Origin of the sequence: Flammeovirga agarivorans (genome assembly GCF_012641475.1) — a bacterium.
GTDB classification, from domain to species: Bacteria; Bacteroidota; Bacteroidia; order Cytophagales; family Flammeovirgaceae; genus Flammeovirga; species Flammeovirga agarivorans.
Map to the genome: position 1 here is coordinate 60,786 of NZ_JABAIL010000015.1, position 20,853 is coordinate 81,638.

A 20,853-nucleotide genomic window follows, 5' to 3' on the forward strand; every position below is an offset into this window, starting at 1 on the left:
GTACCTTTGTATAGAAAAAATTATTAATAATAAGCGAGAAATCAGCAAAGTATTTACTTTAATCTTTATTACGAATTAATATCAGTATAACATTGAATAGATGAATTATCTTTAATTAATTGGTATTGAGGAGAAACTTCCGTTTTAGAAACCTGTTTACTTAAATAAAGAGATTGCTATGAAAAGATCACCGTTTTTTAAATTACTTCAACACCGTACCTTCGATTTTACCACTCGTTATTATGATGCAGAAAAAGAAGAACGTGATGCTAGAATAAAAGCTCTTCATGAGAAATACTCTCAATCGGACGAAGAGAAAGAGAAGAATATAGAGAACATTGAAGACAGAATTGACTTTACAAGATCAAGGCAAAGAAAAACAGAACATAAGCCTATGATTATAAGAGCATTTATTGTAGCAGCAATGTTTGGTCTTATGTATTATCTGTTTAAATAACAAGTAAATAATTGGTAATCAATTATTAATAGTTGTTTGCTCGCTTATTAACAGTCTTTCTTCAAATACAGATGTTTAGCAACTCGAAATACTATATATTTGCAGCAACTATTAAATTATAGGCAATAGCCATACAAAAATACTTCTTACTTCAGATATTTTAATTTCATGTATATAGCAATAGCCGGGAACATTGGGTGTGGTAAGACCACTTTAACGCGTCTTCTGTCAGAACGATTCGGATGGAGAGCGTTGTATGAAAGCACAGTAAACAACCCATACTTAGAGGATTTTTACCAAGATATGGAAGCATGGGCTTTCCATTTACAAACATACTTCTTAAACCATAGATTTGAACAGGTAAAAGAAGCTACTGTAGAAAACCCAATTATCCAAGATAGAAGCTTATACGAGGGTACTTATGTATTTACAGAAAACCTTCGCCGATCAGGTGTGATGAATCAAAGAGATTTTGAAAACTACACTGCTCTATCTAAACTTTATGAGGCTAAAGCAACACCTCCACATCTTTTAATCTATTTAAGAGCCGATGTTTCGAAATTACTTCAGAATATCGAAAAAAGAGGTAGAGATTACGAAAAGACAATCCCAGTTGAATACCTACAAAATCTAAATGATTTATACGAAGAGTGGGTAGACAATTACGATAAGGGAGGTTTAGTTGTTGTTGATGTTAATGACGTAGATTTCGTAGGAAACTCTCAAGACTTCGAACGTATTGCTTCAGCTATTGAATCTGCGATGCGTATCCGTAAAGTACCTCAAGGTTCTTTTGCTTAATTCATTACTAACAAAAAAACAAAAAACATGTATATCGCAATCGCAGGCAATATTGGTAGTGGAAAAACAACGCTAACGGGTAAACTTGCTGAGCACTTTGGTTGGGAACCGCGCTATGAAAGTGCAGACGACAACCCTTACTTAGAAGATTTTTATGAGGACATGTCTAAATGGGCATTCCCTTTACAGATATATTTCTTAAACAGTCGTTACCGTCAGGTAATGGAAGTTTCAAGAACAGAACAGCCTATCATTCAAGACAGATCTTTATATGAAGATGCACACATCTTCTCTCGTCAATTGAATGCGGATGGTCATCTTACGGATAGAGATGCAGAATGCTTTAAGTCTGTATTCGATTCTGTTACAGAAACAGCTCCGGCTCCAGACTTATTGATTTACTTAAGAACAAGCGTACCACAATTATTGGATCATATTCGTAAACGTGGCCGTGAATACGAACAAAGTATTTCTAGAGCTTATCTTACAGGTTTAAATGAGTATTACGAAGAGTGGATTTCCAATTATGATAGCGGTAAATTATTAATTATCGATATGGAGGATAAAGATTTCGTAGAGAACTCGGCAGACCTTCAACAAATTATTGGAAGCATTGATGCTGAATTGCACGCACAAAAAGCTCGTGTATAAATCTGAACAAGAGGAATACTATTTTAAAAGCGTGTGTTATCTAAAATGACACACGTTTTTTGTGACTTCTTATCGATTATTTATTAACCTACATCACAAGTTTAGACTTCAAGATATAATGCAATACATTGCCATAGCAGGGAATATTGGTTCAGGGAAAACTACGCTTACAAAAATGTTATCAGAACACTTTGGTTGGAAAGCGGAGTTTGAAAGTACTGCCGATAATCCATATTTAGAGGATTTCTATAACGATATGAAAAGATGGGCTTTTCATACTCAGATTCGTTTTCTAGATAACAGCTTTCAGCAAATGCTTGATCTTCGTACTAGCAACAAGGCGGTTGTTCAAGACCGTTCATTTGATGAAAATGCTCATATCTTTGCCCGTAACCTTCATACTTCAGGTATTATGGATGAAAGAGACTTTGAATCTTACTGGAAGCTTTTTGTCAGTATGTCGTCTCAATTGCCAAAGCCTGACCTATTGATTTACCTTGATACAGATTATGAACGATTAATCTCTCAAATTCAGAAGCGAGGACGTTCGTATGAACAAACTATCCCAGAAGATTATTTGAAGGGACTGAACGTATTGTATAATGAATGGATCGATAACTACGAAGGACCTTTGCTCCGTTTAAAAATGGAAGATGTTGATTTTGTAGAGCGATCAGAAGATTTTTATAAAATTGTATCAGAAGTGGATGACTTACTTTCTGTAGTATAATACACAACTGAGCTCAATTTTAAGTCATATAGTATGTACAACAGTATATAAACTATATGACTTTTTTATTTCTTGGTAACTTGTTGATTTATAGCTGTTAATAAGATCAATTTTTCAGTGAATAAAGAAATAATAATTACCTAGTAATAAGAATATTTCAAAACTAATTACTTACCTTTGTCAGCCGACAAGCAAAACTGGGTTTTCTTAGCTTAAATAATCAATGGAAAATATCTGTTAAGAATTAATTGATATTTTTTTCTGACTAATGTTTAAACTATGGATTCTTAGGTAAATAGGCCGTTATCAGTCAATTAAAGGCACTTTTTATAAGTTGTTTCTGTTAATGTCATTGAAATTCAATCATAATAATAGGATTTTAATTGATTGTCAGTCATATTTGGTTTGTCATTTTGCAGAAGTATGCTTACTTTTGCAAGCCGAAAAATTCTAATCTTACATAGTACGATGAAAAGAACATTTCAACCTTCGAACCGCAAGAGAAGAAACAAGCATGGTTTCCGTCAACGTATGCTAACAGCAAACGGACGTAACGTTCTTGCAGCGAGAAGAAAAAAAGGAAGAAAGAGCCTTACAGTTTCTGACTCAAGAAAACACAAGGCGTAGTTAGCACTCTAAAATAGAGTGTGTTTCAGAACACTAAAAAATTAATGTGATGAAAACTCGTATCGCAAAAAAAATCTTGAAAAATCAAGAGAAATTGAATTACAACAAAGGTCAAGTTCAAAAAGCTGAACGCCTTGTTGCAAAAAAACAAAAAGCTGCCGCTAACGCTTAATTGACTGACATAGTCTAGCAGCTTTTTATCTTGCGTCTCTGTAGAGCATCTTTATGGTGCTCTACGGAAGCCCGCGAAAAGGTTAAAGAGCTGAAGGTTCGGCGGCAGCAAGTACGACGAACCTTCACTTTTTATTTAAAGACCTTTCAAAAAAGTGCAAAGTAGTTTCTTATGGAGCAGAATAATTTGCCGACATATACAAGGTCCACTTTCCCAAAGTGTGAGCACCTTAAGAGTAAGAGTAGAATAGAGCAGATGTTCAAGAAAGGGCAATCTGTTTTTTGTTTTCCATACAAAGTATATTACACTTTGTCGGATGATCTTACTACAGCTCCAATACCCCCTCAAGTTTTATTCTCAGTATCAAAGAGAACCTTCAAGAATGCCTCTGATAGAAACAGGGTTAAACGTCAATTGAAGGAAGCGTATCGCTTAAATAAGAATATCTTAAACATAGAAAATCCTCAAAAAAGCATTGAGGCAATTTCGTTTGTTTATGTCTCTAAAAAGAAAGAGCCTTACAATTTCCTTGAAAGAAAAATGAAGGCATCTCTTTATAGATTAGTAGATCAATATATCGAAAAAGAAGAAGTTGAATAATTATTCTATTTCTTCCTTTTTAGTTTTTTGATTTTTCTAGCAAACTCAGCTAAACTCTCTTTTTTACTGGCTCGATACTTCCAAACCAAGTCAAAAGGCTTCAACTCTGGAGCATTCTCAGCACCAAAAGTAACAGCATAAAATCTACTGTCTTTTGATTGTGCTTTTCTCAATTTGTGCAAGATATCAGTAGATAACTCTGGAATTTTCCCATCTGTAATCAATATCAAATCTGCCATTTTATAGTTTGGTTGTTGCATCTGATCGATAGCTGCATGTAACGCGGGTCCTGCATTGGTACCTGCACTAAATGACATAGAAAGGAAATGTATTAGAGGTTCTAAGCCTTCCCTTAAGTTGCTTAGGTCAATCTTCTCAATTTCATCCTCAGTCGCACCAAAAGAAAAAAGAATACATTCTCGTTTATTTTCCAAAGCCATTTTCATAATTGCAAAGCATAGCGTTTTGGCAATTTGCTCTGGCTTTCCTAACATGGATGCACTGGTGTCAATACAAAGAATTACCGGCCCAGCAACGTCTTCCTTAGTACTTACTTTCTGACTTTTCTTTCCTTCTTCTTTTACTGGAGGACGTTCTTCAGCTTTTAGCTCGAAAGTTTGCAGTTTATGCTCAACAAACTTTTTGTAAAAGATCAACTCAGTGTCTTCATTTCCTAATAAGGCAGCTTCTGTTGGTAATATTTGTGATAGATCATCACTTTCATGTACACCAATCAAAGACTCTTTGCCATGAGTGAAAGTCCTTCTAAAAGGTTGAATTGATATTTCTTCCAGTTGTTCCTTTTCCTCTTCAAGTTCTGCACTGGCATATCTACCTAGTAATTCTACTAACTCTTTTAGCATCTCCTCATCTTCGAGTAGACGTTCGTACCGAGTGAGTACATCAAAACCAGTACTTTGCCATTTCCCTTTAGCCTTTTCAAACCCTAGCCCAAGATGGTCCATCAATTGGCTGATCAGGTGTTGACTTTTGTCGAACTTTGTGGCATTATCACTAAGCTTCTTTTTGAGGTCGTCTTGCTTTTGTTGGGTTTTACCTCCAAGCATTTTACGAACACTCTCAATCAGCTTCGACATCATTCCTTTAGTAGATCGACCTTTATCACCGTTGGCGTTACCAGAACGCATTCCGAATGGTAAACTAAGGCGTTTCCTCTGACGATCAATTTGTGGGGGTTCTGAAGTTGTTTCTGCAATATTTTCAATATGCGTAATCAACTCCTTTACCACATGATCTCTCAAAGATGCATGTCGATGAATGGAATCTTTTAAACCAGGTGTTTCTAAGATATCATCAATAATAAACTTATAGCCAAGAGCCATATCAGAAAATTCTGAGTTTCTAATATCAGGCTGGTGTCCTCTGGCTATTTCCGTTAAATAAGAAGCTAAAACCTGGCGGTCATCGGTTTCTCCAAGTGAAGAGAACATTTTAAACTTCTCGATTTCATCAAAAGAAGTTTTATCCTCCATAACTACGTTTTAACTTTTCTGTTTGAAGTTTATAATTAAGAATTTGTTTCCACAGATCATTTAAACTTTCATCGATCAATGAACGCCAATTTTCTGAAAGGAAGATGTTTTTACCTACACCTTCTTCTCTACTGTGACGTACTTCTTCGATTTCTGTTGAAATCTTATCCAAATATTTTAATAGTAGATCAGCTTCTTTGTTAAGTTGAACTTTTACATCGTCGGTGATGCTTCTTGCTACTTTACCTAAACGCTGTTCTTTAGAAGATCTTAATTGATATTTATGATATTCATGTCCCATACGTACTTCGATTTCAATATCTGAAATCTTACCAATCGTAAAGGTTTCCGTTCTGCCTGTAGATGAGTATAATATAACATCAGAAGCACCTCGGCCCATCATCTCAAAGTCATCTGCTAAGATACGGTTATTGATTCCGATGAAGTTTTCGATCATGTAATAATCATCATCGATAATAGTAGGTGTTTCAATAAGAAGCTCTTTTTCTTCTTTTGTCATACTATCAACATCTTTCTCAAAAGATACCAACTGAGAACGGACAGTTTCCATGCTATACTTCGCACTCCAACCATATTTTTGAACAGCTCTGGTTACCCATTGTCTCACCATATCAATTTGATCAGGAGTATGCCAAATACAATTGGAAATAAGGAAACAATCTGATAGATCGATGCGGTCTCGACCATTCATAAAGGCAGAGGTTCTTAATAAACGAACAATCTTATGCCATCTACGGTCAGAAACATAAATGCTTTCTTCATTTTCTCCTTTAGAAGATTGGTTGTAACGTTCTATATACTTTCTAACAATCGAAATGACACTAAGTATCTCTTGTGGTACTTTTACAGTGTCAATAATAGGGCTCCAACCGTCTACTTCAGTTTCATCGAACTTCAATGATTCGTCTACAACAGGCGTAGTAAGTTTAGAAGACGTAATCATATCGAAAAACTTTTGTTCATCGATAATTCTATCCACATAAACTCTTACTAGGAAACGGTCCCATATAGCTTCTAGTCCTTCGCCTTTAGCAGGAAGTTCGTTAGAAGCAGATAAAAGTGCATGTACTTTTACTTCTATTTCTTGATCACCATTTCTAAATACTTTTTCATTTAGTACAGTAAGAAGGGCATTCTGAATAGAAGGTCCAGCTTTCCATATTTCATCAAGAAAGACTACAGAAGATCCCGGAAGGTAATTGTCTGTTAATCTTTCGTATTTATCTTCTTTACTAAGTTTTGATATAGAGATAGGGCCAAATATTTCATCTGGAGTACTAAATCTATTCATTAGATATTCAAATGAATCGCCGCCTTTGAAGGCATATTTCAATCGTCTTGCAATCATACTTTTACCAACACCGGGAGGGCCTAGCATAAAAATACTTTCGCCGGCAATGGCACTTAACATCGCTAATGAAAGAACATCTTCTTTTTCATGAAGATCTTCTCCAAGTAAACCCAGTAGTTTCTTTGATCGCTTACGTACGTCGTAGGCTAAGTTTGAGAGTTCGCTCATCGTCTCGCTTATTCTATTTTAATATCAATCTCTTCGTGATGAGACCGATAATTCCGATCTAAATAATGAAATGCTAACCTCTTAAGTTAGCGATAAGTGTAAATTAGTGCCCTAAAATATTGAATATTTTTTTCTTGAAAAGCGATTTATGTTCTTTGACGAAAGAATTTTTGATGATTTTATAATCAAAACGGCATTTTATGAAAGAAAAACACTCTAACACTATGTAGAAGTAAATAAATTGAAAAAATTTTGATTACAGTGATTACATATCTGTAAACGCCTTGTCTAAAGTGTGAAATATGGGTAAAAGAATAGAACAGAATGATTGTTTTATTAAAAACTAACTTCACTAATTAATCTTAATGGCGAAAGCCGAACTGGTTAAAAACAGAATCTGATTACTGTACTTCTCGTATGAAAGTACCGAATTACTATCAATTTTGAAGCTTGTTAATTTAAGCTGGCAAAAAATGAGAAAAGCAACCTTTATTCTACCGCTGAATAAGGTTGCTTTATTTTTTATCTATCTATTTCGATAATCAAGAAAATTACATGTTCTTAATTCCTCTTTTTACTTGTTGATAATCCAAGAAATACATTAATCGAACAGAAAGTGTATTTACTTGAGCTTCTTTCCACATCTCATTTACATTTTCTGTAAAGTTATAATGTGAGTTATAAGAATTTGACCCTAGTTCATTTCTCCACATAGCAGTAACAAAACTGCCAGGAAGGAATTCCCAACTATACGATACTTCCATATTAAATGTATTATAGTTGGCATCATGTTCTTTTTCTCCATCTTCATTGACATCAGAAAAGTCTGAAGTTAATAACTCTCCTGATTTAGCTAAATCGAAAAATTCATCATAAGCAACTTGTCTCCAATAATGTCTTAATCTCAATTTTAAGAACATCTTATTGTTGAAAGTATATTGCGTCCAGAAATTATTTTCTAAGGTCTTTACATTTCTATCTCCATATATTACTGCTTCGACATTATCACTTTCATCTTTTTCGGTAGTGACATATCCTTTTTCATTTCTATTTTGGCTCCATGCAATTTGGTGGTTCAAATCCCATTTGTCATTTACCCTATATGTTTGCCCATAACGGTAATAATCATCCAATTGATTGAAATGTTGTCTTTGCCATATGCTAGCTCTCATACTGATAGAGTACCTTTTACTACCATCAGAGTTAAGTGTAACCCCTGTATCATGTGATGGATATTGAGCAAAGCGATAGCCTTCTTCTCTTGGTCCGAAGTAATCGTAACTCATTTGCGGCGTAATAGCTGCATTTAACCTTACACTCCAGAAGTTATTGAAAAGCATGTCTGCATCACCCCATAGGTTCCTATACATAAATGCTTTAGGTGCATAAAGATGATCCTCGTTGTATCCAACCCTTACCCAATATCTTTGGTAAATTCCTTTTCCTTTATATTGATTCCATGAAGTATTTGCTCTTACTTGAATGGCGTTATTAGAACTATTATATCCTAAATCGTTAGGGTTGTAAGTATCCGATTCTACATTTGTAGATACCCAGTAGTGCCAGTTTCCTGAAACTTTACCATGTCCTAAATCAAAGCGATGTCCTAAAGTTGTTAACCTCTCGTCTTCACCATTATTGCCTACTTCAGTATTGAATTCTTGACTCAAAGCCCCAAAACCTCTAAAGCGGAACATGTTATTTCTATCATACAAGTTGAAGTGACCAGAGGATACATTAGAAGATTTATGTCCTTGGCCTCTACGAACATTTGTGTTGATCACACCAATAGATGAATTATTAGGTAAGTTTTGATCAACAGAAATGATATTGAAGTTGGTAAGAGGATCAGCTTCTACAGTTCTTGTTTCATTTGTTAGCGTATCTTCAATAATTGCATAACTAACATTAGTGATGGAATTAAGAATACCAACACCGAGTCCTTTTTCTGTTCTACCAGTAAGTTTTATAGAGTTGATTAAAGGAGCGTCATTAGGTTTGAAGATAAACTCTTCATTGTCTTGTAGGTGATCATCAGAAGGAGCAACATGACTCTGACCAATTCTTCTTGAATAAAATTGTCCCCACTTATTAAAGATTGAAGTACCTTGTCTAAAGAAATCCCTAAATTCTCCGTATTGAACTTCATAAGCCGATAGGTTGAGTACCTCATTATCTGCTTGAACTTGAGAGAAATCGGGAACTAAACTAACATCTAATGTAAAGCTTTGTCCTAACCCTAGTTTTAAATCGGCACCACCAGAGAATGTATTCGCAATTTTATCAGAACCTTGTTTACTTACTGCCACATTACTGATATAAGGTGATAATGTAAGTCTTAATGGAGGTTTGATGTCATATAACCCTCTTAATGACCCAAACTGATTAACATATCCTTGTTTTTCTGCATCAACATTATTCCAGAAAGCCGTCTCGTTAGAACGTTTAATTACCCTACCAAAGTTGACACCCCATACCATTTCTTTGGCGTTAGGCATTCTTAAAGCTCTGTAAGGTATTGCCATTTCGACAGCCCATCCTTCTTCATTCTTCTGAACTGCAGATTGCCATACTTCATTCCAGTTGCCATCCCAGCCAGACATACCTCTCATTCTGTCACTTTGTACACCAGCCGCAGTTACTTCGAATTCAAAACAATCCTGTTGTTTGTTGTATGTATCAAAAGAAACAATAAATGAATCTGCCGCTCCACTTCCAGAGTCTCTACCGCCTAGGTTTGTTCTTACAGAATCAGGAGCAGTATCGTATAGTTGAGCACTTACATAAATAGCATAATCATCATAGGCTACCTGTAATCTGGTTTTTTGTCTTGAAGGTTGATTATTGTTCGGCCAGTTCTGAGTAAAATATCCTTCATAGATATACTTATCAGCCTCATCATTATTTAAGTAATGGCCGTTAAGACTTGCCGTCAGATTTGTCATGTTCAATGGATCACTCCAGACTTCATCGTCTAGAATACCATCAATTTTCGGAGCATCATGTGTGTTCCATGCATGTATGTTCATGCGATGTAATTGTGCAAAAGATATACTCGGAAGGAATGCACACAGAAAGATGATATAGCTTCTGAAAGGGGACAAAATGGTAGTGGAATATTTAATTAAAAGTTCATTTATTTAGTTACACACTACAAAATGTACAATTCATAATAATTAATCAATGCGATTAATTAATATTAACTAATAAACTTATTTTACCTTAATTATACAGGTTGTTTTTATGATTTATTATCAATTTTTAAAACGGTAAAAATATATTTTCAGTAAATACTTTTAAATATCCTTTTTTAAAATCAACTCGAATAATAACGTGAATGTCAATGAATTCTAAACAAAATTGTTGATTGTATTTTGAAATGTTATTTTTGCGATCGGAATTAACACTTAGATGTGTATTAATTAATTTTTGAATCATTAAGCTCAGAATTAGGAGGACTGAAAATCCTCAACCTTCTGTCTTAAATTCCTAACGTAATGAGCGATTTAATTAAGGATATCAACTTTGTTGGTGAAGAAGTTGATAAGAAAGCTGTGACTTGTGAAGTTAAGGTAACTGACAACACTGCAGCTGAAGGACAACGTAAGTTATACATTGAAAGTTACGGTTGTCAGATGAATTTTTCTGACTCTGAAATTGTAGCTTCAGTAATGCAGGAAAATAACTTCGGAACAACAAATGATGTCGAAGAAGCAGACCTAGTTTTTTTAAATACATGTTCAATCCGTGAGAAAGCAGAGCAAACTGTTCGTAAGCGTCTAACTGTATTTAATAAGATAAAGAAAAGAAAACCTGGAATGATCATCGGTGTATTGGGTTGTATGGCTGAACGTCTAAAAACTCAATTACTGGAAGAAGAAAAAATGGTAGATATCGTGGCTGGACCCGATGCTTACAGAGATCTTCCTAAACTTGTCGGTGATGTTGATGAAGGAGATAAAGGTGTCAATGTATTTTTATCTAGAGATGAAACGTATGCGGATATTGCTCCAATCAGATTGAATTCAAATGGTATTACAGCAATGATCTCTATTATGAGAGGTTGTGATAACATGTGTTCTTTCTGTGTAGTGCCATTTACTCGTGGTCGTGAGCGCTCTAGAGATCCTCATTCTATTGTACAAGAAGCAAAAGAATTATTCGAACAAGGATATAAAGAAGTTACTTTATTAGGCCAAAATGTAGATTCATACAAGTGGTCTGGTGAAGAAAACAATAAAGCTCGATTAGAGAAAAAAGAGAAGGAGGAAGAAGTAGAAGAAGTGGTGAACTTTGCTAATTTGTTAGAAATGGTAGCACAAGTTTCTCCTGAACTTCGTATTCGTTTTTCAACTTCTCATCCTAAGGATATTACAGACGAGGTGTTATATACTATGAAAAAGTACGAAAACATCTGTAAGTTTATCCACCTTCCAGTACAGTCTGGAAACTCTAGAGTTCTTGATATTATGAACCGTACTTATGATAGAGAATGGTACATTAATAGAATTGATAAGATTAGAGAAATTTTAGGAAACGAGTGTGGTGTTTCTTCTGATATGATTGCTGGTTTCTGTACAGAAACAGAAGAGGAACATAAAGATACCTTGTCATTGATGGAGTATGTGAAATTCGATTTCAGTTATATGTTCTTCTATTCAGAGAGACCAGGAACATTAGCAGAAAAGAAATTTGAAGATGATATTCCTGAAGAAGTGAAAAAACGTCGTTTACAAGAAATTGTAACATTACAACGTATACATTCAGCAGAACGTAATGCTTTAAATGTTGGTCAAACTCAAAAAGTATTGATTGAAGGATATTCTAAACGTTCACAAGAACACTTCCAAGGTAGAAACTCTGCAAATAAAGTAGTAGTATTCCCTAAAGGAGATGCACAAATCGGTACATATGCACATGTTAAAGTACATGACTGTACAGGTGGTACATTGTTAGGTGAACTTGTAGAAGTTTAATACTTGAAATAAAAATCACAAGATTTGTGATGTTTATATTAGGGGTTTTAGAAGGGTAATAAGTCTTCTAAGACCCTTTTTTTATTCTTTATAACCCATTACTTGGAGAGCAACATCATCAATTACTATCTCAATATTTTGTATCTTCCCTTAAAATCAGTGCTTCACTATTAATTTACTTTTTATCTCAAAAAGCCATGTTGATAGAATTTTCTGTGACCAATTTTAGGTCTATTAAAAATGAACAGGTGTTGTCATTACTTCCATCAGGAAGAGTAAGAAAAATTTCCAAGGATAATAGATTGTTAACCCATTCCAATTATCCACAAACAGAGACTTTGGCTTCTGCAGTTGTTTTTGGTGCTAATGCTTCGGGAAAAAGTAACTTATTACGAGCGTTGGAAGCACTTAGCGTAATGGTACAAGAGGGACATGATAGTGTGTTAGGAGAAGGAGCTAAAGCTTATGTTCCTTTCCGTTTGGACCGAATGTCAAGAGAGCTTCCTACAAATTTCTATATTCGATTTATAGCTTCTGATGGAGTTCAGTATGAATATGAATTGTCTAGAGACGCCGAAAGTGTAACACATGAAGCTTTGTATTCTTACCCCAAAAACAGAAGAGTTAAGCTTTTTGAAAGAAGTGAAAATTTGCCTGTAGTCTTTGGTAAGAAACTTAAAGGTGATAAACAGTCTATAGCAAGGCATGTACTACCGCATCAGTTAATGTTAGCCAAGGGAGCTCAATTGGGTTTAGGTCAATTAATGGCTCCATGGAGGTTTTTCAAGAGTCATTTGAGAGCATATATCCTTTATCGATCAGTATATGATGATGCTTTATTACAAGGAATCGCAAAACACATTGTTAATGATGAATCAGGAAGATTTCTGAAGAATTTAAGTCAATTAGTGTATAATGCTGATACAGGGATAAAAGGCATTGATGTTGTTCAGGAAGATTCGGAGTTAATGGGGCTTTTTGAAGGAAGAAGAAGGTTTCAAATCAAAACTTTGCATTATTCTGAAGATACTGAAAAACCAGTATTATTTGAGTTGAAAGAGGAATCTATTGGTACTAGAAAACTAGTAGCTTTAGGAGGGTTAATATTAAGAGTATTAGAAGCGGGAGATACACTTGCTATTGATGAACTTGATCAGAGTATGCATCCTCACCTTACAAGAGCACTAATTAAACTTTTTCATAACCCAAATACGAACCCTAAAAGAGCACAATTGATATTTTCTACTCACGATGCTTCTTTATTAAATGATGATCTATTTCGTTTCGACCAAGTTTTTCTTTCAGAGAGATCAGAAGATGGAGAGACTGAAGTGTCATCGGTTTCTGATATTCCTAACTTGAAAAAAGAAGTACCACTAGAGGAATGGTATCTGACTGGTAAATTTGGAGGAACACCTGCAATTAATCAATTAGGTTTAGAGTTTGACTTTAACATACAAGGCGATGAGGAACAGAAGGAGAGATAAGAATAATTCCCTTCGCCAAAGAGTATTGATTCTTTGTGAGGGAGCTAAAACAGAACCCAATTATTTTAATGGTTTAAAACATGATGCAGCAAAAAGAAGAACTTTATCTGCTGTTGATATTGAAGTATATCAACCTAAAAGTCATAGCCCATTAGGTTTAGTGAGAGAAGCGATATTCAAAAAAAAGAAAGCCTTAACAAAAGGAAACCCATACGAAACTATTTGGCTAGTCTTTGATAGAGATTATCACAAACATATCGAAGAGGTGATCATTTTAGCAGGGAAAAATGACATCAAAGTAATTATCTCTAATATCTGTTTTGAGTTATGGTTTTTACTGCACTATGAAATGGTGGATGTCAATAAGCGCTATTTGAAATGTGGAAATTTAATCAAATACATCCAGCAAAATTATGTATCCCGTTACCATAAAAATGCAAAAAACTACCACGAGCTAAAACCTCTGACTGATTTGGCTATAGAAAGGGCAAAAAAGTTAGAAGAGCATTTTATCTCTGGTGTAAAATCAAATACTAAATTTCATGAAAGAGAACCATACACGAATGTCTATGTATTGGTAGAGTATCTTTTGGATTTATAATTTATTCCCACCCCATTGATTGCCAGATGACCAATTTTACAAAATAGGCAACAAGAAATACAACACTAGTCAGTAATATGAACATTAACCCTGCGAATATCATTAACCCTGTGGAGCTTTTTTGTACTTGGTTGATTGCTTGAGGGTTCTGATTATAATATCCTTCAATCAATTTTACATTATTTCTATTAGCTCTGTAGAATACATCTATGAAATCTCCAATGCCTGGTATTATTCCAATGAGGTAATCCAGTAATAGATTAAAAGTCATTGCCATGATTAGTCTTGCGGGTAAACCATTTCTTGCCACTGTAAATAAGGCAACTCCAGAAATAAAAACAGAGATAGTGTCACCAACTCCCGGGATCAACCCAACAAACGCATCTAATCCTATACTTTGTTTTGTTCCAGGAATTGGAATGGCCTCATCCATGATAGAACTAATTCTTTTTAAAGTTTTATAAGAGGGATCGTTGGCATACTGGGAAGTCTGATTTGTCATATTATTTCAATAAATATATTTTTTTTACGTATTTTCATATAAATAAAAATAAGCATCTACCATGAAAGATACCATAAAAGCTATTGCTTTACTTTTTGTTTTACTGATGTTCAGTGGAAACTTGTCTGCACAAACTTATGATTATGTGGAAGATAGTACCAAACAAAAAGATGCCTATACTCAACAACAGTACAAAAAACCTACACAATCGGAGGTGAATGCCCTTAAAGATCAAAAACATTCTGATAAACCGTTAAAAGATAAAATATTTTTTGGTGGAGGTTTAGGGTTTGGCTTTTCAAATTATTACACCCAAATCGCAGTTACACCAATGGTAGGTTACTTGATTACTCCAAACCTACAATTAGGTATTGGATTTGTATATGAGTACTACAATTATAAGTCAGATATCGGACCAGATTACAGCACTAATAATTATGGATTTAGACCATTTGCTAGATACATGATTAACGTAAGAGATGGTTTAAAAATATTTCCACAAATAGAATACTATGCCTTTAGTTACGAGCACATCGAAGATTATGATGCTTCTTCTAGAAGATATATTACGGATAGAAGATGGCAGGAACAGTTCTTAATTGGTGGTGGTGTTTCTCAAGGAGTAGGAAGAAAAGGAGGAGTGAATATTATTGCTTTGTATGATGTAGCCTACGATTCAAATAATGCATATTATGGTTCTCCTTATGTAACTTACGGTTCTCCTTGGGTAATTAGAGTCGAAGTTGCATTCTAAAATGTAAGAAAATATTAAAGGATTTGTAAAGCGGCTTTTTAGTCGCTTTTTTTGTTGTATGAAATTTGAAATTAGAGATATTACTGCTGCACAAACTTGGGCAATCCGACATAAAGTAATGTGGCCGAAAGAACCACTATCTTATGTCAAAATTCCAGATGATGATAAAGGAAGACATTTAGGATTATTTGTTGGAGAAGAATTAACATCTGTGATTTCATTATTTATGGATCCTGACAAGAATGTTCAGTTTAGAAAATTTGCCACTCTTCAAGAACAGCAAGGGAAAGGATATGGAAGTATTCTACTAAAGCATGTGATAAAGCTAGCAAAAGAAGAAGGAGCTAAAGTATTGTGGTGTAATGCAAGAGCAACAGCTACAATCTTATATGAAAGAGAGGGATTACATCAAACGGATACTTCTTTTATACGTAAAGGTATTCTATTTGTAAGAATGGAAAAACAACTATAAATAATCACCCTTAATTTTACTTTAAGTAAAAAAGGAAAATATAATTATATGTAGATGCTTGAATTTGATTTGGGCATCTACTTTTTTTATAAAAAAAATCGATTTGAGTGAATTAATTTTAAAAAGGCTGTGTTATAGTGTTATTATGTAAATATTTAATAACGTTATAATGCGACCACTCAACCTATTATCAATTAGCATTGTTCTGTTTCTTTTAATTGGTTGTACCAATGAGAAAGATAAAGAGATCAACACAGACGACCCTATTTCAGAAGGTAGCATTAATGATGTGACTGTCCCTTCTGGTTTCGATTACAAAACCACAAAAACAATTTATGTAAAAGTATCCTCATCTAATTTCGCAGGATCAAACCTAATTACAGCTTATTTATCAACTCCAGCAGGAGAGAAAATCAAAATGTTTTCAGGACTCAGTGATGAAAACGGAGTGCTAAACATGGAATTGTCGGTACCAACCTATATCGACGAACTGTACATTTCAAAGCAAGCAGCAGGATTGGAGTTTTTCGAAACTGCTTCTATCGCTACTGAATATGTAAATGTAGAATTTGATGTGGAATCAGAATTAGTACCATTTGAAGCATCACAAGCAAGAAAATCTAATACTTGTAATGACTTTATTTATGTAGTAAATGGTAATGGAGAATTCTTTTCTATCAATTTGGACAACGATTTAGCAATAACTGATTACCCGGATTTGTCGGGGGGAAGTTTTGCAGCTACGTATGACAGAGAGAACAATATCATTTATTATGATGTTAAAGGAAAACTCTACAGCTATGTAAAGGAAACAGGTACATCTACCTTGATTGCATCACTGAACACTTCAAGTAATAATCTAAATGATGGTTATCCAAGAATGGTAATCAATCCAAGTGATGGTTATTTATATATCGCAGCGAAAGAAGACTTCGCAATTATTGATCCTTCAGATGGTAGTGTTGTTAAAAATGCTAGAATTCAAGGTATCTCAGGTTCTCAAAATGGAGGAGGTGACTTTGACTTTTCCTCTGATGGTACATTATATCAAGTGTCTAGTGGAGGTATGTTCCGAATGGCATTTAATAGTGACTCAACAATTATCAACGCTACGCGTATTAGTGCTGATAATTTCCCTCACTATCTAACAGGTGTTACAATTGACAGGTTTGATCGTCTGTATGCGTCAACAAACCATTCAAATAGTAAATTGATCCAAATGGATATTAATGATGGATCTTATGTGATCCTTAGGAATATGGGAAGAAAAATGAACGATTTAAGTTCATTTAGATGTACTGAAGAAGACTTTGCAGGCCAAGATGCAGATGGAGATGGAGTTGTAGATGGTTTCGATTTATATCCTAATGATTCTACAAGAGCATTTGAATCTTATACTCCAGGTGAAAATGGCTTTGGTACTTATGCATTTGAGGATTTATACCCTGCTAAAGGTGACTACGATTTTAACGATATTATAGTACATTACAGACATACGAGTGTGAGTAATGCTGATAATAAAATTGTAGAGTTCAAGACAAAGTATATTGTAAAAACAGTACAGTCTGATTTGCCATCAGGTTTTGCCTTCGAATTACCGATACATGCAGATTCTATTTTAAGTGTAACAGGATCTAGAGTTACAGCAGGTGCCGTAACCTTGGATTCAAAAGGATTAGAAAGTGGTATTGCTCCTGAAAAACCAGTAGTGGTAGCTTTCGATGATCACTTTGCATTGATAAGTAGACCTGGTAAGATCAGTAAGAGTGATGAATTCGAAGTAGTGATCACCTTTACAGAACCTATTGATCCGTCATCATTACCGATTGGTGCATTTAATCCATTTATTTTCATCAATAAAGATAGAACGAAAGAAGTCCATTTAGCTAATTTCCCTACTACATCGAAATTCAATCAATCATTACAAACAGATGGCGTTGATGATGGTAATTTCAAAACAGCAGAAGGGCACCCATGGGCGATTCACTTACCGCACAAATTCCATCCACCGAAAGAAGCTATTGATATTACGAATGCGTATTCAAATTTTGAAAATTTCGTTGAATCCAGCGGTAGTGCAAATTCTAACTGGTATACTGATGATACTGGTAATAGAGTAGAATCAAAAATGCACTTAGATAACGAAGAATAACCCTAATACTACTATCTACTAATAAAAGAAAAACCCTCATCTATAAATGGTTCGCCATTTTAAGATGAGGGTTTGTTATTTTTTTGAAAAGTAAAACCTTTATAAGCCTGCAGCCAAAATTAAATCGAGATTCTTTAATGGTAGGTTGAACTTTTCCGCAATTGCTTGGTTTGTGATACTCCCTCGGTAAGTATATACTCCTTTTGAAAACCATGGATGTCTTCTCATCATGGTGTCCACATTCATTTCATCATTTATTTTCATAAGGATGGGAGTGAAGATATTACTAATTGCAGCTGTTGCAGTTCTAGAAACTCTTGATGCAATATTGGGAACACAATAATGAATTACACCATGTTTTTTGTACACAGGGTGTCTGTGATTTGTGGGTTCTGAGGTTTCAAAACAACCACCTTGATCGATACAAACATCAATAATGATAGAATTTTCCCTCATATCCATGACCATTTCTTCAGTAACGATCGATGGAGTTCTTGCCCCGTGAGTATGTATTGCTCCAATAACAACATCCGCTCTTTTTAAAGCTTCATTAATAGAGGTGCTATCTAAGGCAGACGTAAATAGATGAGGGTAATTCAGTTCTTTCTTTAGTCTTCTGAGTTTGTAAATGGCATTATCAAACACCTTTACCTCTGCACCCATACCTATAGCAGTTCTTGCCGCGTATTCGGCAACAGTACCGGCACCTAGAATCACAACTTTTGAAGGAGGGACACCTGTAATGCCGCCTAGGATAATTCCTTTTCCGCCATTATAACTACTTAGATATTCTGCAGCAATAAGCATCACAGTACTACCAGCAATCTCACTCATAGCTCGAACAAGAGGTAGTCCACCTACTTTATCTTCAATCAATTCAAAACCTAAGGCAGTGATTTTTTTCTTATTCAGAGCTACTAAGACATCTTTCTTGATTTCCCTCATGTGAATGGTAGAAATGATAGCCTTACCTTGTTTCATATCTGCAATCTCATCGATAGTAGGAGCTGAAATCTTAATTACGATATCACATTCCATCACCTCTTTGTGAGAATACACAATAGTAGCACCTGCTTCTGAATATTCGTTGTCTAAGTGATTGACATGCTTTCCGGCATTTGTCTCCACATAAACTTCGCATCCATTATTAATTAGAAGAGATATTGCTCCTGGTCGAAGAGCACATCTTTTTTCATCAAGGTTGATTTCTTTAGGAACACCAATTTTAAGAGGGTTCCCTCTTTTATGAACTGGACCTTCCATCACTTCTTGAGGATGGAATTGAAAATAACTTTCGGTAGCTTTTTCAAAGCCTTCACGTTGTTTGCCCATTTTAACTCAATAAAAAGTTACATGATAGTGACGATAATTTCTCTTGAATTTTCGTCGATAGTAGTGATGGAAATTTCAGTACAGTCATCAGGTAGTAGGCGTTCTACTTTAGAAGGCCATTCAATTAAACATAGATTCTGACTATAAAGATATTCTTCAAAACCAATATCAAAGGCTTCCATCTCATCCTTTATACGATACATATCAAAGTGATAAACTGTATCAGCATCATTGGTCATATATTCATTTACTAATGCAAACGTTGGACTGTTTACATGGTCAAGTACTCCTAATTCATCACAAATTGCCTTAATCAGTGTTGTTTTACCTGCTCCCATTTCTCCTTCGAAGAGCCAAACAGGAGAGCTGCTTTTAGTGAAATCTAATATTTTCTTTGCTGCTTCTGGTAAATCAGTAAGGGAATTCGTTGTGATTTTTAATGTATTAGCTTTCATATCCTTCAAAGATAACTGTTAGATCTTTATAGAGATAAGTTCAGAAACTGAATTTAAGTAAAATTCTTTTGAAAAAACCATGATGAATAATATTTCTTGAAGTCAGTGAATTATAATATACAATAAAGCCTTTCTTATACTTGAAAATATAAGAAAGGCTTTATTAATATTGGCGTTTGAACTTTTAAAAATTGGAGATGGTGATTCCTACAGTAATAGGTCTATCCTTAACGTTAATTAGGTTGCCATTAGTATCAACAAGAGTATTGTCTTGAAAAGTGTTAGTTAATCCATAAGTACAGAAAAAGTTAATCCATCCGTAACCTATTCGTCCTACAAGACTAGCTTTGAAGCGATTTAGATTAAACTCCCCTTTATCTTTTGCGATTCTTGTTTCACCATTGTCTTCATATTTTACTTTCGTATGCCCTCCCATTAATACACCTACTTTTGCTCCTAAAGCAAAACGGAAAGCATTTCTGCCAGGGTAGGTTCTAAATCGGAATTCAACAGGGACATCAAAATAATTGCCCACTAATTTCGATTTTTTTGTATTGTCATAAAGGTTATTAGTAGGTGTTGCTATTGTCTGGTCTCCTGCATGTGTTAACGTCATGCCACTTTTAAAGAATAAGTTTTCACCAGTATAACCTAAACCAGGATTGAATGTGAATTGACCACTAGGTGATAAAGAAAACTCATACATATAAGAAATCGAGATTGATCTTGATTGAGATTCTAAAGGTAGTCCGCTATCATCTTCCCAAAAAGTTAAGCCGAAGTCAACATAAAAATTACCAGGTATTTTTGATAATGCACCTTGTCCGAAGGAAGCATAGGATAGTACGATACAAAAAAATATAAGACTTAGTTTTTTCATGTTATGAAGTTTTAATTGTGATATCAAATATAATGTAGAAACAATGGATATCACGATAATTTGACAGTAAAAATTAAAGAGTAATTGATATACTATTTATATAAAAGAAAATTGATTTTGATAGTATGACAAGATTAGGTCTTATTTCTCTGTATCGTTAAAACTCTTCTT

The 20,853-nt window shown here is 34.6% G+C and carries 20 protein-coding genes; 13 read left to right on the forward strand and 7 right to left on the reverse strand.

Features of this window, described 5'->3' with window-relative positions; genetic code table 11:
• Positions 1-178: 178 nt before the first annotated feature.
• From HGP29_RS26570 to rnpA, 7 genes are all read left to right on the forward strand, one after another.
• Entirely contained in the window at positions 179-457 is a 279-nt protein-coding gene (locus HGP29_RS26570; RefSeq protein ID WP_168885508.1) for a hypothetical protein, read from the forward strand.
• Between the two features lie 168 nt (positions 458-625).
• The gene (locus HGP29_RS26575) at positions 626-1,258 is read left to right on the forward strand and encodes a deoxynucleoside kinase (RefSeq protein WP_168885509.1); all 633 of its coding nucleotides are present in this window, start codon (positions 626-628) and stop codon (positions 1,256-1,258) included.
• Positions 1,259-1,285: 27 nt separating this feature from the next.
• On the forward strand, positions 1,286-1,909 hold the full coding sequence (locus tag HGP29_RS26580; RefSeq protein ID WP_168885510.1) for a deoxynucleoside kinase: 624 nt from the start codon (positions 1,286-1,288) through the stop codon (positions 1,907-1,909).
• Positions 1,910-2,027: 118 nt separating this feature from the next.
• Positions 2,028-2,639 (forward strand): deoxynucleoside kinase, encoded by a 612-nt coding sequence (locus HGP29_RS26585; RefSeq protein WP_168885511.1) that lies wholly within the window; start codon positions 2,028-2,030, stop codon positions 2,637-2,639.
• A 468-nt stretch (positions 2,640-3,107) separates the two neighbouring features.
• The gene (rpmH, locus tag HGP29_RS26590) at positions 3,108-3,266 is read left to right on the forward strand and encodes a 50S ribosomal protein L34 (RefSeq protein ID WP_062619986.1); all 159 of its coding nucleotides are present in this window, start codon (positions 3,108-3,110) and stop codon (positions 3,264-3,266) included.
• Between the two features lie 49 nt (positions 3,267-3,315).
• Complete coding sequence (locus HGP29_RS29030) at positions 3,316-3,438, forward strand: hypothetical protein (RefSeq protein ID WP_257794019.1); 123 nt, start codon at positions 3,316-3,318, stop codon at positions 3,436-3,438.
• 171 nt (positions 3,439-3,609) lie between these two features.
• The gene (gene rnpA / locus HGP29_RS26595; RefSeq protein ID WP_168885512.1) at positions 3,610-4,038 is read left to right on the forward strand and encodes a ribonuclease P protein component; all 429 of its coding nucleotides are present in this window, start codon (positions 3,610-3,612) and stop codon (positions 4,036-4,038) included.
• Positions 4,039-4,043: 5 nt separating this feature from the next.
• On the opposite strand, the gene HGP29_RS26600 is transcribed toward rnpA, so the two are convergent.
• The 3 genes from HGP29_RS26600 to HGP29_RS26610 all read right to left on the reverse strand — a co-directional run bounded on the left by HGP29_RS26600 (position 4,044) and on the right by HGP29_RS26610 (position 10,100).
• The gene (locus HGP29_RS26600; protein ID WP_394354075.1) at positions 4,044-5,138 is read right to left on the reverse strand and encodes a VWA domain-containing protein; all 1,095 of its coding nucleotides are present in this window, start codon (positions 5,136-5,138) and stop codon (positions 4,044-4,046) included.
• Between the two features lie 382 nt (positions 5,139-5,520).
• On the reverse strand, positions 5,521-7,071 hold the full coding sequence (locus HGP29_RS26605) for an AAA family ATPase (protein ID WP_168885514.1): 1,551 nt from the start codon (positions 7,069-7,071) through the stop codon (positions 5,521-5,523).
• Between the two features lie 551 nt (positions 7,072-7,622).
• Positions 7,623-10,100: a DUF5916 domain-containing protein gene (locus tag HGP29_RS26610; RefSeq protein ID WP_168885515.1), complete on the reverse strand. Its 2,478-nt coding sequence runs from the start codon at positions 10,098-10,100 to the stop codon at positions 7,623-7,625.
• A 468-nt stretch (positions 10,101-10,568) separates the two neighbouring features.
• On the opposite strand from HGP29_RS26610, the gene miaB reads away from it, so the two are divergent.
• From miaB to HGP29_RS26625, 3 genes are all read left to right on the forward strand, one after another.
• Entirely contained in the window at positions 10,569-12,047 is a 1,479-nt protein-coding gene (gene miaB / locus HGP29_RS26615) for a tRNA (N6-isopentenyl adenosine(37)-C2)-methylthiotransferase MiaB (protein WP_168885516.1), read from the forward strand.
• A 197-nt stretch (positions 12,048-12,244) separates the two neighbouring features.
• Complete coding sequence (locus HGP29_RS26620) at positions 12,245-13,534, forward strand: AAA family ATPase (RefSeq protein WP_168885517.1); 1,290 nt, start codon at positions 12,245-12,247, stop codon at positions 13,532-13,534.
• The gene (locus tag HGP29_RS26625; protein WP_168885518.1) at positions 13,512-14,135 is read left to right on the forward strand and encodes an RloB family protein; all 624 of its coding nucleotides are present in this window, start codon (positions 13,512-13,514) and stop codon (positions 14,133-14,135) included. The genes HGP29_RS26620 and HGP29_RS26625 overlap by 23 nt, the downstream gene beginning before the upstream one ends.
• A gap of 1 nt (position 14,136) precedes the next feature.
• Here HGP29_RS26625 and HGP29_RS26630 read toward each other — a convergent pair whose 3' ends face one another.
• Positions 14,137-14,637: a DUF4112 domain-containing protein gene (locus HGP29_RS26630; RefSeq protein WP_168885519.1), complete on the reverse strand. Its 501-nt coding sequence runs from the start codon at positions 14,635-14,637 to the stop codon at positions 14,137-14,139.
• A 61-nt stretch (positions 14,638-14,698) separates the two neighbouring features.
• Here HGP29_RS26630 and HGP29_RS26635 point away from each other — a divergent pair, with 61 nt between their 5' ends.
• From HGP29_RS26635 to HGP29_RS26645, 3 genes are all read left to right on the forward strand, one after another.
• On the forward strand, positions 14,699-15,391 hold the full coding sequence (locus HGP29_RS26635; protein WP_168885520.1) for a hypothetical protein: 693 nt from the start codon (positions 14,699-14,701) through the stop codon (positions 15,389-15,391).
• A 58-nt stretch (positions 15,392-15,449) separates the two neighbouring features.
• The gene (locus HGP29_RS26640; RefSeq protein ID WP_168885521.1) at positions 15,450-15,863 is read left to right on the forward strand and encodes a GNAT family N-acetyltransferase; all 414 of its coding nucleotides are present in this window, start codon (positions 15,450-15,452) and stop codon (positions 15,861-15,863) included.
• Between the two features lie 169 nt (positions 15,864-16,032).
• Positions 16,033-18,015, forward strand: a complete 1,983-nt coding sequence (locus HGP29_RS26645) for an LruC domain-containing protein (protein WP_168885522.1) — start codon at positions 16,033-16,035, stop codon at positions 18,013-18,015.
• A gap of 99 nt (positions 18,016-18,114) precedes the next feature.
• On the opposite strand, the gene HGP29_RS26650 is transcribed toward HGP29_RS26645, so the two are convergent.
• The 3 genes from HGP29_RS26650 to HGP29_RS26660 form a co-directional block, all read right to left on the reverse strand.
• A complete protein-coding gene (locus tag HGP29_RS26650; RefSeq protein ID WP_168885523.1) occupies positions 18,115-19,347 on the reverse strand; it encodes an alanine dehydrogenase in 1,233 nt (410 codons plus the stop codon).
• Between the two features lie 17 nt (positions 19,348-19,364).
• Positions 19,365-19,802, reverse strand: coding sequence for a tRNA (adenosine(37)-N6)-threonylcarbamoyltransferase complex ATPase subunit type 1 TsaE (gene tsaE, locus HGP29_RS26655; protein WP_168885524.1), 438 nt, complete (start codon positions 19,800-19,802; stop codon positions 19,365-19,367).
• A 184-nt stretch (positions 19,803-19,986) separates the two neighbouring features.
• On the reverse strand, positions 19,987-20,682 hold the full coding sequence (locus tag HGP29_RS26660) for an outer membrane beta-barrel protein (protein ID WP_168885525.1): 696 nt from the start codon (positions 20,680-20,682) through the stop codon (positions 19,987-19,989).
• Between the last annotated feature and the right edge of the window lie 171 nt (positions 20,683-20,853).

Excerpts from the sequence above, each read along its gene's own strand:
- HGP29_RS26570 (WP_168885508.1), top strand. The coding sequence starts at position 179 with ATGAAAAGATCACCGTTTTTTAAATTACTTCAACACCGTACCTTCGAT.
- HGP29_RS26575 (WP_168885509.1), top strand. The coding sequence starts at position 626 with ATGTATATAGCAATAGCCGGGAACATTGGGTGTGGTAAGACCACTTTA.
- HGP29_RS26580 (WP_168885510.1), top strand. The coding sequence starts at position 1,286 with ATGTATATCGCAATCGCAGGCAATATTGGTAGTGGAAAAACAACGCTA.
- HGP29_RS26585 (WP_168885511.1), top strand. The coding sequence starts at position 2,028 with ATGCAATACATTGCCATAGCAGGGAATATTGGTTCAGGGAAAACTACG.
- rpmH (WP_062619986.1), top strand. The coding sequence starts at position 3,108 with ATGAAAAGAACATTTCAACCTTCGAACCGCAAGAGAAGAAACAAGCAT.
- HGP29_RS29030 (WP_257794019.1), top strand. The coding sequence starts at position 3,316 with ATGAAAACTCGTATCGCAAAAAAAATCTTGAAAAATCAAGAGAAATTG.
- rnpA (WP_168885512.1), top strand. The coding sequence starts at position 3,610 with ATGGAGCAGAATAATTTGCCGACATATACAAGGTCCACTTTCCCAAAG.
- HGP29_RS26600 (WP_394354075.1), bottom strand. The coding sequence starts at position 5,138 with ATGATGTCGAAGCTGATTGAGAGTGTTCGTAAAATGCTTGGAGGTAAA.
- HGP29_RS26605 (WP_168885514.1), bottom strand. The coding sequence starts at position 7,071 with ATGAGCGAACTCTCAAACTTAGCCTACGACGTACGTAAGCGATCAAAG.
- HGP29_RS26610 (WP_168885515.1), bottom strand. The coding sequence starts at position 10,100 with ATGAACATACATGCATGGAACACACATGATGCTCCGAAAATTGATGGT.
- miaB (WP_168885516.1), top strand. The coding sequence starts at position 10,569 with ATGAGCGATTTAATTAAGGATATCAACTTTGTTGGTGAAGAAGTTGAT.
- HGP29_RS26620 (WP_168885517.1), top strand. The coding sequence starts at position 12,245 with ATGTTGATAGAATTTTCTGTGACCAATTTTAGGTCTATTAAAAATGAA.
- HGP29_RS26625 (WP_168885518.1), top strand. The coding sequence starts at position 13,512 with ATGAGGAACAGAAGGAGAGATAAGAATAATTCCCTTCGCCAAAGAGTA.
- HGP29_RS26630 (WP_168885519.1), bottom strand. The coding sequence starts at position 14,637 with ATGACAAATCAGACTTCCCAGTATGCCAACGATCCCTCTTATAAAACT.
- HGP29_RS26635 (WP_168885520.1), top strand. The coding sequence starts at position 14,699 with ATGAAAGATACCATAAAAGCTATTGCTTTACTTTTTGTTTTACTGATG.
- HGP29_RS26640 (WP_168885521.1), top strand. The coding sequence starts at position 15,450 with ATGAAATTTGAAATTAGAGATATTACTGCTGCACAAACTTGGGCAATC.
- HGP29_RS26645 (WP_168885522.1), top strand. The coding sequence starts at position 16,033 with ATGCGACCACTCAACCTATTATCAATTAGCATTGTTCTGTTTCTTTTA.
- HGP29_RS26650 (WP_168885523.1), bottom strand. The coding sequence starts at position 19,347 with ATGGGCAAACAACGTGAAGGCTTTGAAAAAGCTACCGAAAGTTATTTT.
- tsaE (WP_168885524.1), bottom strand. The coding sequence starts at position 19,802 with ATGAAAGCTAATACATTAAAAATCACAACGAATTCCCTTACTGATTTA.
- HGP29_RS26660 (WP_168885525.1), bottom strand. The coding sequence starts at position 20,682 with ATGAAAAAACTAAGTCTTATATTTTTTTGTATCGTACTATCCTATGCT.